17 protein-coding genes are annotated in these 21,407 nt (G+C 55.9%); 8 read left to right on the top strand and 9 right to left on the bottom strand.

Annotation, left to right across the window (positions count from 1 at the left end):
• Positions 1 to 23: 23 nt before the first annotated feature.
• Complete coding sequence (locus tag VN12_RS12865; RefSeq protein ID WP_146677221.1) at positions 24 to 1,586, bottom strand: sigma-70 family RNA polymerase sigma factor; 1,563 nt, start codon at positions 1,584 to 1,586, stop codon at positions 24 to 26.
• Between the two features lie 965 nt (positions 1,587 to 2,551).
• On the opposite strand from VN12_RS12865, the gene VN12_RS12870 reads away from it, so the two are divergent.
• On the top strand, positions 2,552 to 3,091 hold the full coding sequence (locus VN12_RS12870; RefSeq protein ID WP_146677222.1) for a hypothetical protein: 540 nt from the start codon (positions 2,552 to 2,554) through the stop codon (positions 3,089 to 3,091).
• Positions 3,092 to 3,193: 102 nt separating this feature from the next.
• Here the strand turns inward: VN12_RS12870 and VN12_RS12875 are convergent, their stop codons facing one another.
• The 3 genes from VN12_RS12875 to VN12_RS12885 all read right to left on the bottom strand — a co-directional run bounded on the left by VN12_RS12875 (position 3,194) and on the right by VN12_RS12885 (position 6,758).
• Positions 3,194 to 4,723 carry a sulfatase gene (locus VN12_RS12875; RefSeq protein WP_240491133.1) on the bottom strand — a complete coding sequence of 510 codons (1,530 nt, stop codon included), beginning with the start codon at positions 4,721 to 4,723 and terminating at the stop codon, positions 3,194 to 3,196.
• 187 nt (positions 4,724 to 4,910) lie between these two features.
• Positions 4,911 to 5,966: a recombinase RecA gene (gene recA / locus VN12_RS12880; RefSeq protein ID WP_146679906.1), complete on the bottom strand. Its 1,056-nt coding sequence runs from the start codon at positions 5,964 to 5,966 to the stop codon at positions 4,911 to 4,913.
• A gap of 303 nt (positions 5,967 to 6,269) precedes the next feature.
• On the bottom strand, positions 6,270 to 6,758 hold the full coding sequence (locus tag VN12_RS12885) for a low molecular weight protein-tyrosine-phosphatase (protein ID WP_146677223.1): 489 nt from the start codon (positions 6,756 to 6,758) through the stop codon (positions 6,270 to 6,272).
• Positions 6,759 to 7,031: 273 nt separating this feature from the next.
• On the opposite strand from VN12_RS12885, the gene VN12_RS12890 reads away from it, so the two are divergent.
• Positions 7,032 to 7,352: a hypothetical protein gene (locus VN12_RS12890; RefSeq protein ID WP_146677224.1), complete on the top strand. Its 321-nt coding sequence runs from the start codon at positions 7,032 to 7,034 to the stop codon at positions 7,350 to 7,352.
• Positions 7,353 to 7,381: 29 nt separating this feature from the next.
• Positions 7,382 to 7,981 (top strand): methyltransferase family protein, encoded by a 600-nt coding sequence (locus VN12_RS12895; RefSeq protein ID WP_146677225.1) that lies wholly within the window; start codon positions 7,382 to 7,384, stop codon positions 7,979 to 7,981.
• A gap of 440 nt (positions 7,982 to 8,421) precedes the next feature.
• Here VN12_RS12895 and hisS read toward each other — a convergent pair whose 3' ends face one another.
• The 3 genes from hisS to VN12_RS12910 form a co-directional block, all read right to left on the bottom strand.
• Positions 8,422 to 9,768: a histidine--tRNA ligase gene (hisS, locus tag VN12_RS12900; protein ID WP_146679907.1), complete on the bottom strand. Its 1,347-nt coding sequence runs from the start codon at positions 9,766 to 9,768 to the stop codon at positions 8,422 to 8,424.
• 109 nt (positions 9,769 to 9,877) lie between these two features.
• Complete coding sequence (locus VN12_RS12905; protein WP_146677226.1) at positions 9,878 to 10,360, bottom strand: YkgJ family cysteine cluster protein; 483 nt, start codon at positions 10,358 to 10,360, stop codon at positions 9,878 to 9,880.
• A 143-nt stretch (positions 10,361 to 10,503) separates the two neighbouring features.
• Positions 10,504 to 11,751 carry a S1C family serine protease gene (locus tag VN12_RS12910; RefSeq protein WP_205855027.1) on the bottom strand — a complete coding sequence of 416 codons (1,248 nt, stop codon included), beginning with the start codon at positions 11,749 to 11,751 and terminating at the stop codon, positions 10,504 to 10,506.
• 186 nt (positions 11,752 to 11,937) lie between these two features.
• On the opposite strand from VN12_RS12910, the gene gltX reads away from it, so the two are divergent.
• Entirely contained in the window at positions 11,938 to 13,497 is a 1,560-nt protein-coding gene (gene gltX, locus VN12_RS12915; RefSeq protein ID WP_146677227.1) for a glutamate--tRNA ligase, read from the top strand.
• Positions 13,498 to 13,513: 16 nt separating this feature from the next.
• Here gltX and VN12_RS12920 read toward each other — a convergent pair whose 3' ends face one another.
• On the bottom strand, positions 13,514 to 16,084 hold the full coding sequence (locus VN12_RS12920; RefSeq protein WP_146677228.1) for a discoidin domain-containing protein: 2,571 nt from the start codon (positions 16,082 to 16,084) through the stop codon (positions 13,514 to 13,516).
• Positions 16,085 to 16,199: 115 nt separating this feature from the next.
• Positions 16,200 to 17,630: a hypothetical protein gene (locus tag VN12_RS12925; RefSeq protein WP_146677229.1), complete on the bottom strand. Its 1,431-nt coding sequence runs from the start codon at positions 17,628 to 17,630 to the stop codon at positions 16,200 to 16,202.
• Positions 17,631 to 17,964: 334 nt separating this feature from the next.
• Between VN12_RS12925 and VN12_RS12930 the strand changes: the two genes are divergently transcribed.
• The 4 genes from VN12_RS12930 to VN12_RS12945 all read left to right on the top strand — a co-directional run bounded on the left by VN12_RS12930 (position 17,965) and on the right by VN12_RS12945 (position 21,402).
• Positions 17,965 to 19,350 carry a DUF1598 domain-containing protein gene (locus tag VN12_RS12930; protein ID WP_205855028.1) on the top strand — a complete coding sequence of 462 codons (1,386 nt, stop codon included), beginning with the start codon at positions 17,965 to 17,967 and terminating at the stop codon, positions 19,348 to 19,350.
• An 87-nt stretch (positions 19,351 to 19,437) separates the two neighbouring features.
• Positions 19,438 to 19,869 carry a VanZ family protein gene (locus VN12_RS12935; RefSeq protein ID WP_146677231.1) on the top strand — a complete coding sequence of 144 codons (432 nt, stop codon included), beginning with the start codon at positions 19,438 to 19,440 and terminating at the stop codon, positions 19,867 to 19,869.
• A gap of 170 nt (positions 19,870 to 20,039) precedes the next feature.
• Complete coding sequence (locus tag VN12_RS12940) at positions 20,040 to 20,432, top strand: hypothetical protein (protein WP_146677232.1); 393 nt, start codon at positions 20,040 to 20,042, stop codon at positions 20,430 to 20,432.
• A complete protein-coding gene (locus VN12_RS12945) occupies positions 20,419 to 21,402 on the top strand; it encodes a hypothetical protein (RefSeq protein ID WP_146677233.1) in 984 nt (327 codons plus the stop codon). The genes VN12_RS12940 and VN12_RS12945 overlap by 14 nt, the downstream gene beginning before the upstream one ends.
• Positions 21,403 to 21,407: the final 5 nt, after the last annotated feature.

Genomic DNA, 21,407 nt, shown 5'->3' on the forward strand with positions numbered 1-21,407 from the left:
TGCTAATTCGACCTTCGATGGAGTTAGTCGAGGAAGCCGACGAGTTCTTGCGAACGGCTGGGCTGTTGCAACTTGCGAACCGCTTTGGCTTCAATTTGACGGATACGTTCTCGCGTCACTTTGAAGATGTGTCCGACTTCTTCGAGCGTGTAGCTGTAGCCATCGCCTAGACCGTATCGAAGCTTGATGATCTCGCGTTCACGGTAACTCAGGGTCTTGAGGACCGAGTTGATTCGCAATCGCAACATCTCTTGCCCCGCGCCGATCGCTGGGCTTTCGGCTGTGCCGTCTGGGAGCAAGTCCCCGAATTGGCTGTCTTCGCTATTGCCAACCGGTCGATCGAGCGAAATGGGGTATCGGCTCATCGCCAACACACGTCGCGCTTCTTCGATCGTTGTTTCGGCCCGTCGTGCTGTTTCTTCGAGGGTCGGTTCGCGGCCAAGCTCCTGCAGCAATTGGCGGGAAACATTGCGAACGCGGGACATGGTTTCCACCATGTGAACCGGAATTCGAATGGTTCGGCTTTGATCCGCTACGGCGCGCGTGATCGCCTGCCGGATCCACCAAGTCGCATACGTACAGAACTTAAAGCCCCGTCGATACTCGAACTTGTCCACCGCTCGCATCAAACCTGCGTTTCCTTCTTGGATCAGATCCAAGAAGCTGAGACCGCGGTTTCGATACTTCTTCGCGATAGAGACGACGAGCCGCAGATTGCCTTCGCTAAGCTGCTTCTTCGCTCGCTGGTACTCGGTGAAGACCTTTTTCACCATCGCGACGCGGTTGCGAAGCGAGGATGGAGTCTCCTGGGTTGCAACCAAAATCTGGCGGTACTCTCGCTTCAGCTGCGCCACCTGAGAAGGTGCCACTTGGTGCGATTTGAGGGTCGCCAAATCATGGAGGATTTCATCGACGCGTTGGCTCAAACGTTCGAGAACGCTGATCATCGCTTCGATGCGCTGCGTGCGCAGCCCTAGTTCTTCAATAAGACGGACCGCTTTCCGCCGGCGTCTCGCCAGGGATTGCCAAGCCTCCAAACGCTTCCTTTCCGGAACACTCTTGCTCAGAGCATTGCGGTAATCGCGACGGTTCCTCTTGAGAAGGACATCGAGCGTTTTAAGGTTGTGCGGCAACCGTCCCAAAATCTGGTCTTTTTCAAGCCGGTCGGTGACCGAGACTTGGACCGTGCGATCGAATGGCAGTTCGCCAGTATGAACACGCTTGAGAATCTTGAAGGCATACTGGACCACATAATCGCACTCGAGCAGCTTGGTGCGGAATCGTCGTCGGGTGACTTCGATTTTCTTCGCCAGCCGGATCTCTTCTTGACGGGTCAACAACGGGATCTCTCCCATCTGCGTCAAATACATCCGAACCGGGTCGTCCGACCAAGTTTCGATTTCGTCCATTCCGGAGAGCAAATCATCATCGCTCTCCAATTGGACTTGGTCCTCTGGTACTACGACATCGACAACCGTATCGCCCAGATCATCACCTTCCTCCTCAAGCGACAGCTTGCGAAGACCATCCAAGTCGTCAGCGCTGCGAGGCAAATCATCATCGAAATCCAACAGGCCGTCGAACAAGGTTAAAGCTCCTGAAACCACGAATTGAATGGAGGATCGGAGTGCCCGTAGTCAGCATGGTCCGAGAACCTAAAACGCGTCTTGTTTTGGCAATCCCCGCAGTCCGGAAACGAGACAATCGGCATTTTTTGCCCAAATCCCACTCCCCAACCCACGCGGATCAACCCACCTGCGCGCCCAGATTCTCATCCCCTGCCTGAGCGAGGCAAGGGAAGTGTAGCACCTAACTGAATGCGAACCCCTCTCCGAATATAATTGGTAAATATTTACGAATAGGAAAAAAATCCGGCGATCCTCGCCCTGCGTCGATACCTCGCCTCAAATACGCGAGACCGTACACACCCCCTCATCCTCCCCAGAATCAAACGCTCTCGCAAAACCCTGCGAAGCGGTATCTCCAAATCATCTCTTTATTGGATTGGATCAATTCAAGGATCGAGCGGCTGGACCGCACGAGGAACTGGAACACGACCGATTGCATCCATGGCTATCACTGCCGCCAGCGAATACTGCCTACCTTAGGTCAGAAAAGAGAACAAGGCATCATTTGCCAGCATTCCTTTTGCAACCTAGAGTGGACTGCTAAAGAGGCGCTACGCCCCTCGCAAGTTCACTCTTACCCATGCGCTGATCGACGGTCGTGTTCTTTGTTTTGCCAACCTAAGATAGGAAAACGGTTGGAGCTTTAGTTGACTCGAACAATTCAGCGGTGGGATCGTTTAGCAGGTCGCTCGAAAAAAGACTTCAGCTAGACGCCTCCACCTCTTGTCGCAACAGCACTCTTATTTTAACTGCACCCTCTGCTCGGTCCAGTGATTGGGTGAAGACTTTATCGGAATGGAGCAAGTCGCGGAAAACCGATCGGCAAACCTTGCCGTAAGCATGATCTGCGATGACTTGCAGGGTAGAATCGATTGGCGAACGAGCCCTACCTCCATCCCCCTTCTCAGGTCCCATCGGAATCTATGAGTCAGTTTCTCTTGCCATGCTCTTGCGGGGCTCAAATACCCGTCAGCCGCTCCCAAGCGGGCATGGCGCTGCAATGTCCCTCTTGCGGGAAATCGATCGACGTCCCGACCATTCGCCATATCGCCGCTCTCCCTCCCGTCGCAACCACTACCGCGACCGCAGATCGCCCAACTACCCCTCCCAGCATCTTGCTGCGAGTCCTCACAGGAATTTTCCTGATTTCTGCGATCGGATTTCTCGGTTACGGTGGACTGATGGCCTACGATCGCTTGACCTTTCCTGTCGATCTGAGCAAGACCGAAGAGGATTACTACGCCGAAGCTCGCAAGGCGGTCGAGAATATGCCCCCCGTCGCCGCATGGGACACCTGGAACGTCATCGCCTACACCGGACTCTCCGAAACCTACACGCCCGACTACTTTCGGATGAAACGGGCGTTCGAACAAGCCGCTCCGTATATGTACACCTACCTCGGAATCGGCGCCTTCAGCTTGGTCGGATTCGTTACCTCCATCCTCCTGGCCCGCCGAAAATAAATCGTCCGCGACGCTGCCAATCGCCTCGCTTTCGGTCGGTCTGGTTTCGAGGGCTCCGGTTTCCGTAGCCCTAGGCAGCCCCTGCCTTCACCGGGCAGGCCGCTACTTTCCCTCCGCTCTCCACTGTTTCATGAGGCGGATATTCTCCTCGACCACGGGATTCCCCTTCCCCACATAGACCGCCATGTCCGAGTCATACATCTGCTCCGACTCGGCTCCGCGATCCCCTGTCTCCACAATCCATCGATCCAAACGCGCTCGATGCCCCTCCAACTCCGATCGATAACGGGAATCCCCCGCGAGATTGGTCAACTGCCAAGGATCCTCCCGCCACGCATACAACTCCTCAGCAGGACGGGTGGGTGAAAACAACAACCGCTCGCTAAGCGCGCTCAACTCCTTCGCCTCATGCAACCTCCGAAGAGTCTTGACGATCGACTTGCCGTCCTTGTAAGCATTGGGCTGCAAGTGAGGTCGCTCGGGATGGTAGTTTCGAATGTACAAATACCGATCCGTCCTGACGCTCCGAATCCGCTCCACGGTCTCGTCGCAGCGGTCGCGGGCTGCAAAGACTGCATCTTTCGGCTCATAGCTCTCGCTCAACAAATCCTCACCCTGCATCGACGCGTGCAATCCAATCCCTGCCACGCGCAAACTGGTCGCGGCCAAGTCGATGTGCTCGACCAAGTCCTCACGGATCTTCCCCGCCGCAACGCCCGGGCCCCGGATCACCAAAGGTACATGCGTCCCTTCGTTGTATAAAAACTGCTTGCCTCGCGCATGACTGATCCCGTGATCGGTCATGAAAGCAATCCAAGTATTCTCGTAGATTCCCTCGCGCTTCAATCTCTCGATGACTTTACCCACATGCAAATCGGTCATACGAACCGAATCCAAATAAGCAGCCCAGTCGCGAAGAAGAACTGGATCGCGTGGATAGTAAGGAGGCAGTTCGACACTTTGGGGATCCACCGACCGACCAAATTCCTTGGCCGCCTGCTCGGCAAATCGAGTCGCCGACGCATCGGTTCCCCCTCGAAGCTTCCCACCCGCCAATTGCACTTGCATGAAGAACGGTTGCTCCGGCTGGCGGTTCCGCCAATCACTTGCATCGTACATGGAAAGATCGTGTTCGAAGTTGTAATCCGTCTTGCCGAGAGCCTTGCGCTTCGCCGTAGGTGGATCGGAGGCCCCGTCCAGCCCGCTCCCGATGCAGGTGTAGTACCCCGCTTGCTGAAATAACACAGGTAGCGGCGTGACCCCCTCGGGCAAATGGATCTTTCTTTCCCCTCGCCCACTTCGGTGATGATGCGCCCCGATGCTCGTCTGGTACATGCCGGTGATCAACGCAGAGCGACAAGGGGAACAAACCGGAGCCGTGATGAACGCGTTGCGAAAGAGCGTCCCCTCCTCGGCCAATCGATCCACATGGGGTGTCTCGATCGACCGCTCGCCATAACAAGAGTAGTTCGCGGACATGTCGTCGACGATGAACCAAAGGATGTTCGGCTTCGCAGACTCCGACTCAGCCCCTGTGGAATCCTCAGACCCAAGAAAACTTCCCACCATCGCCAGCACAAGCGCGCAGCATCGCGACGCCCATCCGCACCCTTGACGATCTAACCTGCGCATGCTCGATGCCCACCCTTATTCGATTACCACTGTCTACCCGCCCGGCCGTCTGCCCGCCGCTCGGTCTGCGCGGCTGATTGCTCGGCACCGATCGATCGCAACGCACAAAACGGGCCGCGGAAGAAAACCGGATTGGTTCGCCTCCGCAGGCCCACGCTTTGAGCGATAGGTTGAGCGATCCCACGAATCAGGAGTCGGCGACTCCCTCGTCCACATCGTCGCCCGCTTCCGGTTTTCCTTCCGGACCGGTGTAGCCACCGCAAGCCAAAATCGCATCGCGGATCTCGGTCGCGACATCTTTGTTGTCAACCAAGAAGTTTCTGGCCTTCTCTTTTCCTTGACCGATGTAAGTCTCGCCGTACTTGTACCAAGCACCACTCCGCGAAAGGATCTTGTGGGCTGTCCCCAAGTCCAGCAAATCTCCTTCGTAGCTGATGCCGCAGTTATGCATCATGTCGAACTCGGCGATCCGGAACGGAGGCGCAACCTTGTTCTTCACAATCTTGACCTTCACGCGCTGGCCGACGACTTCCTCGCCATCCTTCAATTGCCCAATGCGGCGAACATCGATTCGACACGACGCATAGAACTTGAGCGCACGCCCGCCAGGGGTCGTCTCAGGACTGCCATAGGACATTCCCCCGATCTTCTCCCGAATTTGGTTAATAAAGATCACCGCCGTCTTAGAACGAGCGATTGCACCGGTGAGCTTCCGCATCGACTGGCTCATCAATCGAGCTTGCAATCCGACGTGGCTATCGCCAATCTCCCCCTCCAATTCTTGCCGGGGAACCAAAGCAGCGACCGAGTCGATGACAATAACATCGACGGCGTTGCTCTTTACAAGCATCTCCGTGATCTGCATCGCTTCTTCGCCACTGCTGGGCTGACTCACCAACAGCGTGTCGAGCTCGACACCTAGTTTCTTTCCCCAACTCGGGTCGAACGCGTGCTCGGCGTCGATGATCGCCGCGATGCCACCTGCCTTTTGAGCTTGGGCGCAGATATGAAGCGATACTGTAGTCTTACCGCTCGACTCCGGGCCAAAGATCTCAATGATTCGCCCCCGAGGGATCCCGACCCCACCGAGCGCCATATCTAGCGACAAAGATCCGGTATTGATTCCCTCGATCTTGAGCTGGGATTCACCACCGAGGGGCATAATCGAACCTTCGCCAAACTGCTTTTCGATCTGCTGCAGCGTGGTCTTCAATCCCGGTTCGCGCTTGTAGATGCTCTCCATCCCGGAGGGTTCGCTGGAACCTCCCTTGTCGGTCTTCTTCTTTCCTGCATTCTTGCTGGATGCGGCCATTCTTCCATTCCCTTTTCGCTTAAAAGCAAAGCGAGAGATTATGAGTATGTCACGTGAACAAGCATCCCTCTTAAGACTTGTTCACCGGGCAGAGGTCATCTCTGGGCGTACGTGCGACTCCATCGCGTGATATGCGATGCTATCGAATTCATCTCCCATTCACAATCAGACCTCCGATTGACTGAGAGTATTTTTCGTCGATGCGAGGACACGTTTGGTCACGTCGATGCGGGGCTAGAAAGAATGTGAGATCTTTTTTTGAAGCGCTTCCAATACCCTCGGACATCCCGTCTCCAACATATCGAGCACATATTCAAAGCCTTCCTCGCCTCCATAGTAAGGATCGGGCACGTCGCGAGGCCACGAGCCATCGAGATAATCGCTGAAGAGCTGAATGTGAGTCGGGACTCCTTCCGCCATCGCCAAAATATCTCGCAAATTCTCCCGATCCATCGCCAAGATGAGCGTCCGTGACCGGATATGCGATTTCTCGAACTGCTTCGCTCGGCTCGCCAACTCGTACCCTCGCTTCTTCGCGGACGCCAACATGCGCGTGTCGGGCGGCCGGCCGATGTGATACCCGGCAGTCCCCGCCGAATCGACCGCGAACCGATCGGCCAAACCCCGTGTCCGGATCAAGTCCTCCATCACCCCTTGAGCGGCCGGCGAACGACAGATATTGCCTAAACATACAAACTGTACCGAAACGATCCGACTTTCCATCCCAGTCCCCCAATCCCCTTCAAGCAAGAAAACCCCACCTTTTCACCGCAATCCCCCCATTTCCCCTCATGCTGACCTGGATTCTCAACCGTTCTCATTCAAGAATACAAAGTTGCAGCGGTTGGCGGGGTCCTCTACCCGCACCTCAACCCCGGCAAACGCTTGCTGGCACTGTCGTCTTATTCTCTAAGGGAGTATCAACTCCCCAATGGAGCATTCCAAGCCTTACAAAGTAGCTTTTTCCACCTGATTGCGAAGCTAGGACACGTTCAAATGAGCGGACCGTTTCACCCCAATGACTGGGTTGTGTACACGAGAGAGAAGCACAGTCTATCGCCCGGCCCCCGTGCGAAGAACATCGCTCCCTCTCCGCATGGAGAGCTCTACAGCTACGAGGTGGACAAATATTGGATCGTGCGCGAAGTGCGAGATCGAAGCGTGATCCTGGAAACGCGAAAAGGGAAAACCCACTCGGTCTCGTTGTCCGACCCTCGACTTCGCAAAGCAAACTGGTGGGAGCGGCTCTTCATGGCCAACCGATTTCCCGCCAAAGGAGCCCCTCAGCAAAACGTGAGAAACGCCTCCGCCGCCTAGCTCTCGCATACGTTGCTGCGAAACGCCCTATGCTGCTAGAGCTTCCCTATCGCGCTGCAATCCTAATCCTTCTTGGCATAGCGATCGCTAGCATAGTCCCTGCCAAACGAGCTTCGTCGACTAACTCGCGGAGGGAAGACCAACCGCGGGATACGATTGGGTTCTTCCTTGCAATTCAATCCTGCACGCTCCTGTTGGTCGCATCCACAGCAGCGTACATGATCTACCCCACATCGGTCGCGTGGGCGTCTCTTCCGATTCCATCTCTCGTTCGCTGGGTTGGCATGCTCGTTGGGCTACCCGCCATTGCACTTTTCATCTGGTCGCTTAGACATCTTGGCAAAAGCTTAACGGGCACTGCGTCGGTTCGATCGGGCGGGGAGCTGGTCACATCAGGTCCCTACCATTGGGTGCGACACCCTTACTATGTGGCTACCGCGGGCCTAATGACCGGCGTCTGCCTGCTTGCCGCCAACGGACTCCTCGCACTCGGCTGCGCCCTCCTACTCGTTTTGCTGGCCGCTCGATTACCGCAAGAGGAACAAGCACTGCGAGAAGCATACGGAGAACGCTATGCAAAATATGCGGAACAAACCGGCCGCTTCTTTCCGAGAGTCACAAAGCGGTAAGGGACGGAAGGTTTCTCGCAGAGGCGCCAATATGCGAAGGGATGACGGGAGGGGATTAAGGTACGGGAGGGGATTCAATTAGCGGAATGCTCTCCGTTCTTTTCGTTGCGATCTTTGCGCCTTGGCGAGAAATTCACCCCCACGCAATCGATGGGAATACAGGGACGGAAGGTTTCTCGCAAAGGCGCCACGGGCGCGAAGTGATGACGAGAGGAGATGCAAGGTACGGGAGGGGATTCAATTAGCAGAATGCTCTCCGTTCTTCTCTTTGCGATCTTTGCGCCTTGGTGAGAAACTCATCCCCCACGCAATCGATGGGACTACAGGGACGGAAGGTTTCTCGCAGAGGCGCCACGGGCGCGAAGTGATGACGAGAGGAGATGCAAGGTACGGAGGGGATTCGGTGGGAGGGAAACAGGTGAGCTATTCGCTCCGAGTCGCTAAGCCAGCAGATCGTCGCCCGTCAATCGGAGGATGGTTTCGACTGCATGCGAAAGCTTAACCGGCTCGTCTCGCCAGCTCACCTCGGTACCGATCTTATTCACCAAATCTTTAACTTGAACGGTCCCTCGTTCCAGCTCGTCGGAACCTGCGATCAACGCGACCCGGAATCCTCGCTGATCGGCATACTTAAGTTGCTGTGCCAGCTTCTTTCCGTCGGGATAGACTTCCACGGAATAACCGGCATGGCGAACAATGGACGCCAATCGAAAATAGTCATTCAATCGCGTTGGATCGAACAAGGCGATAAATACATCCGCCGCACTGCTGTGTTTGGGGAGACGCCCCAACTGCTCCAGCGCGGCCAACAATCGATCCAAACCAAGCGATGCACCGATGCCGGGCAAATGCTGCTTCGTATAAAGTCCTGCCAAGTTATCGTAGCGACCACCGCTGCAGACGCTGCCGATCGACGGTAGGTCACCGAGAGTCGTTTCGAATACAACGCCCGTGTAATAGTCTAACCCGCGTGCGATCGAGACGTCGATCCGATAATGTTCGTTCGAAACACCTGCCGCCTCCAATGCGCTGGTGAGGGCGCGGAGCCTTTCGACTCCTTCTCCCCCGAGTTCGACGCCTGCGACGAGCCGGTCGAGCCGGCTCAGAATCTCGTCGGTCGAGCCGCGGAGGGCCGCGAGCTCCAGCACCGCGCTGGCTTGGTCGGAATTCAATCCAGCTTGCTCCAGCTCTCTTCGAACTTGATCGCCACCGACTTTCTCGAATTTATCCAATGCTCTCAAAACAGACGTAGATGCGTGTTCAAGCCCCATCGACTGGAGGAACGCCGTCAAAACTTGGCGGTTGTTGATCCGGATGGCGAAACGTTCGATACCGATGGTTTGCATCAGTTCATGAATCACCAACGCCGTTTCGATATCGGCCACTACCCCCGTCGTACCGATCGTGTCGAAGTCGCATTGTACGAACTCGCGAAATCGCCCCGCTTGAGGTGTTTCCCCTCGCCATACCGGAGCGATGTGGTACCGCTTGAACGGAGTTCCCAACTGGCCAATGTGTTGGGCAGCGAATCGAGCGAACGGGACGGTCAGGTCGAATCGCATGCCAACGGCTCGACCTCCCGCATCGGTGAAGTGGTACATCTGGCGATCGGTTTCATCCGATCCCTTTCCGGTCAACACTTCCAACAGTTCGAGAGCCGGGGTGTCGATCGGGACAAAACCGTAGCGTCGGTAGACTGTTCGAGCCGTCTCCATGAGCTTTTCCCGAGGAATCATCGACTCGGGTAAGAAATCTCGGAATCCCTTGAGGGTGCGAGGCTCGATCAACGCCATGGCCAGTTCTTTCAAAATGTGTCGCGGCAAGGAAAGCTTGCATGCTACCGCGACCGTTCGGATTGAACAACGCGAACTAACGGTCGGACGTGGAACCGCCGAACTAGGACAGGATAGCGAGCGGATTTGGTTCGGGGGATCGGAGCGCGCTCAAGTCGCTGGAATGGAATCGCGCTTCCATGTATTCGGCTACCTGTTCAGCGGTCTCGAAATACATCTCGTAAACGGCGTCCTCGTCGAATTCGCAATTGTCGGTCGAGTAGTCGCGACAAATTTGGGGACGGGTCTCGTAAATACCACAGCGATGATCCGCCTGGAGATGTTTGCAATCGGTGTGAACCAGCAAGTACCACGTTTCGTCCTCGATGAAGACCGAGGCGCGGTCGTGTAGCAGGTACCAACGGATGAAATCCAAGTCCTGTTCGGTCGTCGGTGTGTCGATCGGCATCGCAAAGTAACGGCAGCACTTCGCCGTGCAGTATGCACACAGGACTTCGCTCGACGGCACATCCTCTCGCTTCGGTTTGCGGCCATCGATTGTCTTGGCGGGCAGAAGCTGCAAAGGTGCAAGGGTTGCGGTACTCATCGCATGGAAGTCTTCAAAGAGTTGTTGCGGAATTCAGCCCCGTGCGTCGCTCGCGCGATACCGGAGGAGACGTAGTCTGCACCAATCCTGCACCGGTAGCAAGCGATTTCGCCAAAATCATCTTCGCCTAGGCGCCTTGCTGGCTAGTTGGACTCATGTCCCCCAAGGGTGATCGGCACCTGGACCGTTTCTCCTCCTCGTACCACCGACAATACCACTTGGTCCCCCGGCCGTTTCGATTCGATGACGCCCAGCAAATCATCGGAACGTTTCACTTTTTGGCCATCGATACCGACGATCAAATCGGATTGGCTGTGATCGACGATCTCTTGCTCGACTTGCAGGAGCCCGACCCGATTTTTTCGACGCGCTAATTTGGATCCACGGATTCCAGCTCGCTCCGCCGCACCATTGGGTGTTACGTTCACCACCAGCAGACCGCGATCGGTCTCGAAGACTTGCAAGATCCCGATCGTGGGTCGAATGACTTTGCCATGCGTCAACAATTGCGAAACCACCCGTTTGATCGTGTTGATGGGTATGGCGAATCCGATCCCCGCATTGTCGCCGCTGCGCGTCGCGATGGCCGTGTTCATCCCGATCAGCTCTGCCCGAGAATTGAGCAATGGCCCCCCCGAGTTTCCTTGGTTCAACGCGGCGTCGATTTGAATGATCGAATGAATCTGCCGCTTGGTCTTTGACCGAATCTGACGATTGAGACTGGAAATGATCCCCGTCGTCATCGTGCGCTCCAGTCCGAATGGATTGCCGATCGCGACGACATGCTGCCCAACACGCAGATTGCTGGAATCCCCCCATGGAACAGGAAAGAGGGCCGTCTCAGGTGCACTGATTTGTAATACCGCGATATCGTTGTCGGCGTCTTGTCCGACCAAGCTCGCTGGGTAAGCATCGCCGTTGAAGAGAGTCACGGTCACTTTTTGGGACCCGCTAATGACGTGGTAGTTGGTCAAGATAAGTCCTTGCTTATCCATCACAACACCACTGCCGTTCCCCTCGACCTCCATGCTCACCAGCATGCTCTCCGGGCGAAGGGTGGTGGTGGAGATGTTCACCACGCTGCGATTGGCCCGGTCGTAAACCGAGACATTCAACGCCTCCTCGGCGGTCATCGCATAAAATCCGTCTCCCATATCGATACCGATCGGCAGGGGACCTGCGACCGGAACGGGCACGGTCGATGGTGCTGAGGGGAAGAAGGAGGCAGGCGGGGGGTCGGCGCTGGGAATCGCACCGACGGGAGTCGATTCGGCCGGAAAAACGGGAGGCTGCCCGGTGGCGACTGGAAATCGCAATGCGCCGTGCAAGGTGACACCGGCGATCACCCCGAAACCGACCAATCCGAACGCAACCAACGCTTTGCGAATCATGCGATACACCATCCCTGGGAAATAGTCTCCGTTCGTGCAGCAGCAGCACTCGAAGGAATCTAATCCCTTTGGTATCACATTACAACATCGGTGAGCGCCTCCTCCTGATCGGGGCATTAACGCTAGCGTTTGCTCGCATCGATCGCTTGTTATTTTTTGCTTGTTACACAGAGTCGATTGACATCCATGACCGTACGAACCCGATTTGCCCCCAGCCCCACCGGATACTTGCACATCGGCGGAGTGCGCACCGCACTGTTCAACTATTTGCTAGCGAAACAGTCGGGTGGCCAATTCCTTCTTCGCATCGACGACACCGACCAAAATCGAAATGTGCAAGCGGCGTTGCAACCTATTTTGGATGGGTTCCGATGGTTGGGATTGAACTGGGACGAAGGTCCGGAGGTGGGAGGCCCCTTCGCTCCCTACTTCCAATCCCAACGCTCGAATTCTTACGAAGCCGCCGTTGCTCGATTGCTCGAATCCGGGGCCGCCTACTACGACTTCGCGACCGCAGAGGAACTGGCGACCCAGCGGGCGGCCGCCGAATCGAGCGGCAAATCGTTCCTCTACGACCGGGCGTTCATGGGGGATACTCCAGAGAAGATCGAACAGTTTCGCGCCCAAGGCCGGGAAGCGGTGGTTCGACTCAAAATGCCTCGCGAAGGTCACTGCCAATTCCACGATTTGATCCGCGGGGATTGCTCGTTCGCTTGGAGCGATGAACAAGATCACGTGATCCAGCGTGCCGACGGGACTTGCCTTTACCACTTGGCCAACGTCGTCGACGATTTCGATTTTCAAATCACCCATGTGGTACGAGCGGTCGAGCATTTACCCAACACGCCCCGCCAGATCTTCATCGCCCAGTCTCTCGGTTACCCTTTGCCCATCTATGCCCACCTTCCCTACGTCGCCGAGCCCGGTGGAACGGCCAAGCTGAGCAAACGAAAACTGGATAAGTATCTGAAGCAGAAAGACTTCGCAGCGCTCAATCAACTCGGGGCGACGATCGCCGAGCGAGCGAAACTCAATGTTGCACCCGAGACTTTCAATCCTGTCGTCGTCGATTTCTATCGCGAGACGGGTTTTCTCCCCGAAGCGGTCCTGAATTACTTGCTGCTGCTCGGCTGGTCTCTCGATGACAGCACCGAGCATTTTTCTCTCGCCGATGCTATTCAGCACTTCTCCCTAGCGCGGGTCAACAAGGCTCCCGCGTCGTTTGACCCTCAAAAACTGGTCGCGTTCCAAACCCGTTGGATGAACCAGCTCGATGCCAAGAAAAAGGTCGCGATGGTTTTGCCTTATCTTCAAAAGGCGGGCTGGGTGCCAACCCCTCCCCCCTGCGACATTGCGGAGTTCCTCACGCAGGTCGTTACCGCCGCCGGAGATCGAATCAAAGTGGCAGGAGATATCCTTCAATTCGATGAACTGTTCACACCGGACGATGCGTTCTCGATCGACTCCGATGCGATGGCCAAGAAGCTAAAGGGAGACGCGGCAGTGGTCGAGGCCGTCCAAGGTTTCTGCGAGGTCATCCGCTCGTCTACGAGCACGCTCCAATCCGACTTCGAACCTACCCTGAAGTCCTACGTCGAGGGTCGTGGTATCAAGCTCGGGAACTTTATGGCAGGTCTTCGAATCGCCCTGACGGGCAAGACATCGGGACTTACCCTCTTCGATTACTTGTGCCTCTTCGGGAAAGAACGCTCGATCGCGAGAATCCAACGCACGCTAAGCCTGTAATGCACCCACACGTCGATCAATCGTTCCACACCATGACTTCCGTCACACCGCTACGCGCTGCGCCGGAGTGTGTGAATAGGATGCGAAGCTTGGATGCGGCAGTGGCGGGAAATCTTGCAGTATTCCACTGACTACCCGTCGGCTTGGAGGGCGACAGAACCACTTCTGGAATCGCCTTCCATTCCGTGCCATTCCAAGCTTGGAAGGCGATCGAGGTGGGCGGTTGAACCCCTCCCCGATCATCGTAGATACCAAGCTCGACGCGACGAAATTCTGTCGGCTTGCCAAAATCGATCTCCAACCAATCCGATTCGGTCTTGGACTCGTAGCTGGTCCACCGATTGGTCGGCGACGGAAGAAAGTTCGTAATCCCATCGATCGCGGACTTGGGGACGCCTCCAAAACGGTCATGGTGACTGCTGGTGGCGCGCGGGAATTCTTTCGAACCATCGTTGAATGCCAAGTTGCCTGCGGGAGGCGGTACCGTTGCGATCGGCAAGATGGCATCCCCCCAAGCTTCGATTTCGGTTAGTCCCGATCGCCATGATCCATCATGCACGAGCCACGTCCGCAACTTTCGAACCTTCTTTGGGGGAAACGACAAGACATATGGTCGATGCCCCTCAGGCCGCGGGAGTGACGCACTCGCTTCGATATTCTCCCAATCGTTCTCGACCATAGCTTCCAAACGAACCAAAGCCGGCGCGCGAATAGGAGATGGGTTCGCATCCGCTCGATCGTCCAGAACATAGAGTTGCACCGAATTGATTTCTCTTTCGACTCCGAAGTCGATTTCGATCCAATCTTCTTGGCTTGCAGATCCCTCGCAGGTCCATCGATTGGGGGGATGGCGCAGATACCAATAATTGCCATCGTTCAGTTTGCTTGTCGAGGTTCCCGAAGCCGTGTACGACGTAGCGGTACGGGGGAAGTAAGTTCCGTCGTTGTTCACGGCAAAGTTGGTGGGAACACTGGACTGTTTGGGGCTGTCCGCCTCGATGCCTTGCCCAGGAACAGCATTGGGCAATATCAACGCTCGCAATGTTGAAGAGTGGCCAGCTCGCTTTCCGTCCACCAAGACATGCAGTCCTTTGCCATGACCATATTTGTTTCCCTCTCGATCCCATACGACGGAAATCAGATGCCCGCGGTACGGAACCTCATCCAATGCGAAATACTCCCAATCGTCTGGTGCGAGCGGTCGGATCTCGAGTGTCGCATCGCCCCGAGGTACGAGCCCGACCAAGCCTGTGATCACCAGATCGCAATAGCCAGAGTGGAAGTAATGTTCCGAATGATTGTAGCCATCGTGCCCTTCGAATGAACCGGTATCGGGGTGGAGCGCTTCAGCCAAATAAGGTTTGCCATCCTTTCGATGCGAACGCGCATAGATACCGAGGAGATCGACGTAATCCGCCGCAGCAATCTGATCCCCGCCGCTTTGAAGGTAATTGGCGAGACCTTTGAGAGTTTGGGTCGTGGCGTAGGGCCAAGACTGACCGCTCCACCAGCAGCAACTCTTCTGCAAGAGGAACATCGGATCGTTTCGCTCGACGGTGGAGGGGCCGAAGTCGGCATAGAATCCATCGCGGTCCATCAACTTCAACCAGGCTGCATCGAATGACGTTTTCCCCTTCAGCACGCCGAACTGCCACGGCACGTAGCCAATCAACTCCCTGCCGTGCGAATCCCCCGCGAATTGTCCACTCTCGTAGGTGCGGGAGAGCGCTTTTTGTGTAAAGCCATCTCTCTGTTCATCGTTCTTGAGAACAGGGAAGAAGAACTGCCGTTTGGGATCCCACATCCGTTCCAACATGCGAGACCGCAGCGCCTCTGCCTTGGCCGTATACTGTGCTGCAATCTCCGCCTTGCCTGCCAGGGTCGCGATCTGCGCGATCGCTTTGGCATCGGCCCACATGTAGCTGTTGAAGGAAGGCCTATAGCTAGGTGCTCCCCGAAGAATGTCTTGCGTTTGGCGGCTATTGATATTGAGCTCCATGCCATCGTCGTGTCCGGTTTGCCAAAACAGTCCTACCTCGGGGACGAAATGACGCTTCTCCCAGCCTTCGAAGTTCGCGATCAGATCAGGTAGAAGATCGATCAAGGCCTCGCGGTTCGGATGGACTTGATCCACCGCAACAGCGGAGTCGGCCAGCCAAGTGGAGTAATTGCGGGGTTGCGCGCCGGGGGTGCGGAACCAGTACTTCAGATAGTCCGTTGCAATGCGAGGGGAGCGGAGCCAGCGCGACTCATAAAGTTGAAAACCAGCTGGACAACTGATGGCTCCGTAGGCCCCCGACCAAAACGGTCGGTCGATGAACTCCGTGAAGGAATAGCCGCTATGGGGGGACCCGTACGTCAAGTGTTTCGTCAAAAGATCCCAACGGTAGTAATACGTCGTGGTGATCTCTCGATCGGGGCAATCAAAAAAAGGAATCTGGTTGGAGTACCAGTTCCAGTCCCGATTATCCCAAAAGGTCTCGCGCTGCAGCATTTTCTCCTTGTCGAGAATTTGCGATTGGACAGGAGACGGCGACGCCAGGAAGAAGGGAACGGACACCAGGAGGAAGAAAAATCGTCGCAGCATTGTTGTTCGTCTTGATCGTTTGGAACCGAGTTTCGGGCCGGTGGGCCTCGAAGTCCAATCGTCAAGTTTAGCAGCAAGCACCCGCTTTCGTATGCCACGCCGATTCGTATAGCGTTCAGTACGCCAGGCCGGCGCGGATCACGATACTGTTTTCCAGCTCGAGATTGCTGGTGGGTCGGTAGCGATAAATCAGCTCTCGGTCGAACGCATATCCCATTTCGACGAAGCCCAATCGGAAGCCTTGCCGGATTTGATCCGATCGACCGAACTCCAGACCGAGCATAACGCGGATGTCGTTGATATCGATTTCGTCGTTTGCACCGTCGGTATGCTCGATAGTCCACGTGCCACCGCCGTAATAGCCGGTGAGATACCACCATATATCCGTATTGCCGACGGTAGACACGTAATGCGAAAGCTTCGGTTCAGGAAAGAAGATATCGAAACGAGAGTCGGGATTAGGTGCCCAGAGGACTCCGAGCGCGGGCAATAGTTTGATTTTGTTTCGATCCAGATAAAACACCCCCGCCTTGGCCGTCGCGTTTGGAGTCAATCGCAACCGCCCGAGCGCCTTACCCATTACGCGGATACTATCGGAGCTGACCGATTCGAAGTCGGAAAAGACCCCCACGCGAACCCCGAGTTCCACCCCGAGCGTTTGGAGGGGATTCGTATCCCAACCGGCGTCGAGAAACCCGCTGAAGGCCTTGCTCGGCAAATCGCTACCCGGAACGCTCGGACCGTCCCAAAGGTGGTGCGAGTAGGAAGGGATGATATAGAGGGACCGGGTACTATTTAAGAAATTGGGGATCCCGAATACCAAAGAAACATCGGTGTCGTTGCTTTCGATCGAATTCGCGTCGCTGTTGCTGAACCCGTTGGTTCCGCTGAGCCACGTGTGACGGAAGCGAGCCCCTTGAAAGAGCCGCACGACTTGGTTCGAGCCATAGTTCACGTTGGAAGAGGTGTTATTCCAGAAATTGTTCCACCATCCTGAACCTTGCGGTGCACCGAACGGGCTATTGAAATTCCAGTTGGTATTGAGGGGAGGGTTATTCGTTCCGGGAAACAACACGTTGGGGGTCGTGTTGGGATAGACATTCGAAGGGTAGCCGTTGGGGTAGACGCCAGGGGTGGTTCCCCACGGGTTCGTCGTCGGCAATCCCGTTCCGGCAGTTGGGTTCGGATAGTTGGGATAGACCCCCGGGTTAGCGGGCCCGAGTGGAATGACGGGAGCGGAGGTGTTCCAGTTGAACAGATTCCCGAGGTTCCAATTCGGCGTGTTGGAAAACATCGGTTGCGAACTGGGCCGGAAATAGGGATCGAAGCCGGTTGACGGGGTGGTAGGGAGAACGCTGGGCGGGTAGGCGCCAGCGGTGGGGGCCCCCCAGGCGGGAGCGGTTGGCGCGGGGTACCCGCCGGTTGTAGGGACTGGGTAGGTATTGTTCGGGAGCTGCACACGGGTTTGCGCAGCGGCGTTCGGAATCCCCGGGGAAAGACCGAGAATCGCAGCAATCGCGAGGATAGGAAGGTACCGAAAAACCACGCTGAAGCCAATGCTGGCAAAGGAACTAGAACGGTTGGACCCGCGGGAGCCGCACCAACGCATGCAGACGCCGAATGGACGGAATAGCCTTTTCTGTGATTTCCGGTCAAGAAAGCTTGAGGAATTCCGGCGATAATCCCGGAAAAAGCTATAAAGAATTGTCGAGAGCCGTTTGCAGCAAATTCTTGCGGACCCGCTGTTTGGCAACTATTCTTGAGGAGTGAGGGCTTCCAGTCGCCGGAGGTCCGTGTCCTCCTTTTCGACGAATCGCACATCCACAGGGCTGCTCGGCATGCGTTACCACTTCTTCTTACGTACAGCTTGCACACTGGCAATGGTTGCCATTCTCGGCAGCGCGAGCGGAACGTTGTTAGCCCAGAACAATAACAATAACAACAACAACAATAATAATAACAACAATAACAACAACAATAATAACAACGGCGCCAACGGCCTCGCAGGGATCGACATCGACGCGACCGGCGTTCTGCGCGTGATGCAGGTCGACCCTCGGGTCGCGGCCGCCCAGCGGATGGCGACGCTGCAAAGCACCCCTCCCGGGGAGCTGAAAAAGTCTCCGATGCGAAAGGTCTCGCTGAATCGTCTGGAAAAATTTGTCTCCAAGCAGCTGGATGCGGGGCAACCTCTGAACGACGAAGTTTGGAGTATCGCAGGACTGCAACGTTTGGAGTATGTCCTCTATCTTCCTGAAACCCAAGACATCGTGATCGCAGGCCCGGCGGATCAGTGGTACGCCGATGGTTCTGGACGATTTGTCGGTCTTTCCAACGGCCGCGCAACACTCCGACTCGATGATCTGATCGTCGCTTTGCGTGCCTTCGGACCCAATGGCGGGGCGACCAAGTCCATCGGTTGTTCCATCGACCCAACCCAGGAGGGGCTCAAGCGAATGAAGCAATTCCATTCGCAGTTCGGCGGCCAAGCTCCCTCGGACATCCGACCGCTTGTGGCCGGAATGAAAAATGCCTTGGGAATGCAAACCGTTACGATCAAGGGTGTTCCCAAATCGACTCACTTCGCGCGCGTTCTCGTCGAGGCAGACTATCGCATGAAGCTGATCGGGATCGGACTTCAAGACCCCATCGTCCCAATGACCACATGGATCCAGCGTTCCCGCCCCAACCCCGGTGGCAATGCCCTCCAACGCTGGTACTTTGAAGCAGATTATTCGACGGTCGCGACTAATGAAGCAGGTACCGCGATGCACTTGGCCGGTCGAGGTGTGAAGCTTTCTGGAGCGCTCGAAGGTGTTCAATCCGACGGCAAGCGAAAGGATACGGGGAAATCCGGCGATCCAGCGAGCGTCGGGTTCACCCGCGAGTTCACCGAAAAGTTTGATCTGATCGCCGACGTTACCCCCGTTTTCCACGAAATGCGCAACTTGTTCGACATGAGCATCGCCGCAGCCTTCATCCAAGATCGCAATCTGTACGAAAAGGCGAGTTGGAACCTAGGGATCTTTGGCAATGAGAATCAATTCGCAGTCAGCACCGGGACGGAAGTCACCCAAGTCGAGACAGCCATCAATGCGATTTGGAAGGAATCCCAGTTGATGACTCCAATCGGGGGCGGTGTCCACATCGCCGCACGAAAGCTTGTAAACCCCTCCACTGTCTCGGTCGACAAGGCCGTCGAGGAAAAAGCAGAGTCGATGGGCGCCCCTGCTGACCTGCGAGAGAATCAGTGGTGGTGGGATTGATCTCGATCCTTCCAATAGACTATCACGCAAAACGGGCGTCGAGCTGACGCCCGTTTTTTCTTTCTCGAATCCAACTGAGCCCTTCGCATGAAAGCAACCGTCTATGGCCTTCGATGGGCAGTCGTGTTGCTGTCGGCCTACTGGATTCTGTTGTTCATTGGCACCCACATCCCGCCGAATGCGGTGATGAGCCAGATTCGTGCCAATGACAAATTCTTGCACGCAGGGGCCTTCACCGGCCTCTCGTTTCTCGTCGCTTGGGCCATCCCGACCAAACGCAACCGTTGGATCAATGTTGCCGTCGCCATCGCGGTTTGCGTCGCTTATGCAGCCATCGATGAGTTGCTGCAGATACCGGTCGGTCGAACGGCTGACTGGTATGACTTTGCCGCCGATTTAATCGGGGTTGTCATGGGGATCTCGATCTATGTGCTGGGACGGGCCATGATCCTCGCCGCCGGTTGGAAAATCTTCGAGCCCGATACACCGGCTCCGTTGGATCCCGAGCTGGACGCGTAGTGAGACAGCCGGCCGAATGATCTGGCCTCCGGCAAACCGATCTGTTACAAGCCGACGGTATGCAGGAATATGCGATTCAACGATCATCCCGGAAATGCTATCGAAACAATCGTCCTCTCGAACCTGGGGAGCGATACATTTCGGCTATTGTTCAGAAGGGTAGCGAACTGGTGCGTCGAGACTTCGGCCTGGACGCTTGGTCAGGTCCGGACGCGGATACGGTCGGTTGGTGGAAGACATCCATTCCTAGCAAGAAAACGACCGGCAAGACCCTTGCTCCCCCTCGCGTACTCGTCGATACGCTGGAGGCACTGCTCGATACGGCGGGTCAAGAGTCGCTCGCTTATTTGCTCGCACTGTTGTTGGTTCGTCGCCGCGTCCTCATCGAAGTGGAATCATTCGAAGCAGCGATGCAGGAATCCGACCTCGACGAGCCGACGCACATGTCGCTTCGATTCGCTGCCGACGATCGCGTGCTGGACGTTCCGATCGTCCCGGCCGACCGCGAGCAGTCCTCAGTATTGCAAGCAAAGTTGGCGGAGTTGCTCTATGCCGAGGAATAATCTTCCAAGAAGTAGAACCGTTCTCGGCCTGCTACCGATCTGGTGGTCCATCGCCATTTTGTTCGTGTCGACGGGTGCTACTTGTCTTCCCAAACGCTCTATTCCCGAATTTCAGCCGACGCAACTCTTTCAATCTCCCCCTTCCGTGGAGCAATTGGCAGAGGTTCTCAATCGATCCAATACGATCCAATCGCTGCAATCCAATTCGGTCGCAGTCCGCGTGAACAATGAGCTCAATCTCAATGCCAACCTGACTTGGCTTCGCCCCAAGTACTTTCGAATGACGGGAACTGTCGCAGGCTTCAAAGGCTTTGACCTTGGCAGCAACAACGAGGCCTTTTGGATGAGCGTCCGAAGTGGGATGACGCCGGAACTATACTTTGCGCGACACGACCTGTTCGATGCGCAGATCAACCGACGTATTTTGCCCGTGTCCCCGATCTGGATTATCGAAGCGTTGGGAATCAACTCGCTCGACACTTATCAGATGGTGCAGGCACCTGTTACGCAAGCCGATGGGTTGTGGCAGATCACAACCTCCGTTCCTTCTCCTTCTGGGAATTATCTTCGAACCCTCGTGATCGATCCTCTATATGGTTTGACCCGTCAGGTCTTCTTGAGGGATCCATCCGGTCGATTGATTGCGAATGCGTTCCAATCGGATCATCAATATTACGGTGCGGTACAAACATCGCTTCCGCATAAAATCAAGATCCAGTTGATTCCTGGTTCGAATGATCCTCCCTTGGAATTGGATCTCACAGTCGGATCGTATGTTGTCAATGGCATGAATGGAGACCCCGGTACCCAGTTCACGTTCCCCAGTACGAGCGGCCATCAAGTCATCAATCTGGTCGAACTGACCAATGGCGATCCTCAAGCGATCGTCAGTCCGCCCGTCGCCCCTCCTCAAGCCTTCCCGCGCGCCAGCTATCGCGGCGTTCCGTGGGATAGCGCGATCGTTCGTTAAGGAGT

The sequence above is a fragment of the Pirellula sp. SH-Sr6A genome (assembly GCF_001610875.1).
Taxonomy (GTDB): Bacteria; Planctomycetota; Planctomycetia; order Pirellulales; family Pirellulaceae; genus JBKCUI01.

What these genes read in the sequence shown, in the direction of transcription:
- VN12_RS12870 (WP_146677222.1), top strand. Translation starts at nt 2,552, where the DNA reads ATGAGTCAGTTTCTCTTGCCATGCTCTTGCGGGGCTCAAATACCCGTC.
- VN12_RS12875 (WP_240491133.1), bottom strand. Translation starts at nt 4,723, where the DNA reads ATGCGCAGGTTAGATCGTCAAGGGTGCGGATGGGCGTCGCGATGCTGC.
- recA (WP_146679906.1), bottom strand. Translation starts at nt 5,966, where the DNA reads ATGGAGAGCATCTACAAGCGCGAACCGGGATTGAAGACCACGCTGCAG.
- VN12_RS12885 (WP_146677223.1), bottom strand. Translation starts at nt 6,758, where the DNA reads ATGGAAAGTCGGATCGTTTCGGTACAGTTTGTATGTTTAGGCAATATC.
- VN12_RS12890 (WP_146677224.1), top strand. Translation starts at nt 7,032, where the DNA reads ATGAGCGGACCGTTTCACCCCAATGACTGGGTTGTGTACACGAGAGAG.
- VN12_RS12895 (WP_146677225.1), top strand. Translation starts at nt 7,382, where the DNA reads ATGCTGCTAGAGCTTCCCTATCGCGCTGCAATCCTAATCCTTCTTGGC.
- VN12_RS12905 (WP_146677226.1), bottom strand. Translation starts at nt 10,360, where the DNA reads ATGAGTACCGCAACCCTTGCACCTTTGCAGCTTCTGCCCGCCAAGACA.
- VN12_RS12910 (WP_205855027.1), bottom strand. Translation starts at nt 11,751, where the DNA reads ATGATTCGCAAAGCGTTGGTTGCGTTCGGATTGGTCGGTTTCGGGGTG.
- gltX (WP_146677227.1), top strand. Translation starts at nt 11,938, where the DNA reads ATGACCGTACGAACCCGATTTGCCCCCAGCCCCACCGGATACTTGCAC.
- VN12_RS12920 (WP_146677228.1), bottom strand. Translation starts at nt 16,084, where the DNA reads ATGCTGCGACGATTTTTCTTCCTCCTGGTGTCCGTTCCCTTCTTCCTG.
- VN12_RS12930 (WP_205855028.1), top strand. Translation starts at nt 17,965, where the DNA reads ATGGTTGCCATTCTCGGCAGCGCGAGCGGAACGTTGTTAGCCCAGAAC.
- VN12_RS12935 (WP_146677231.1), top strand. Translation starts at nt 19,438, where the DNA reads ATGAAAGCAACCGTCTATGGCCTTCGATGGGCAGTCGTGTTGCTGTCG.
- VN12_RS12945 (WP_146677233.1), top strand. Translation starts at nt 20,419, where the DNA reads ATGCCGAGGAATAATCTTCCAAGAAGTAGAACCGTTCTCGGCCTGCTA.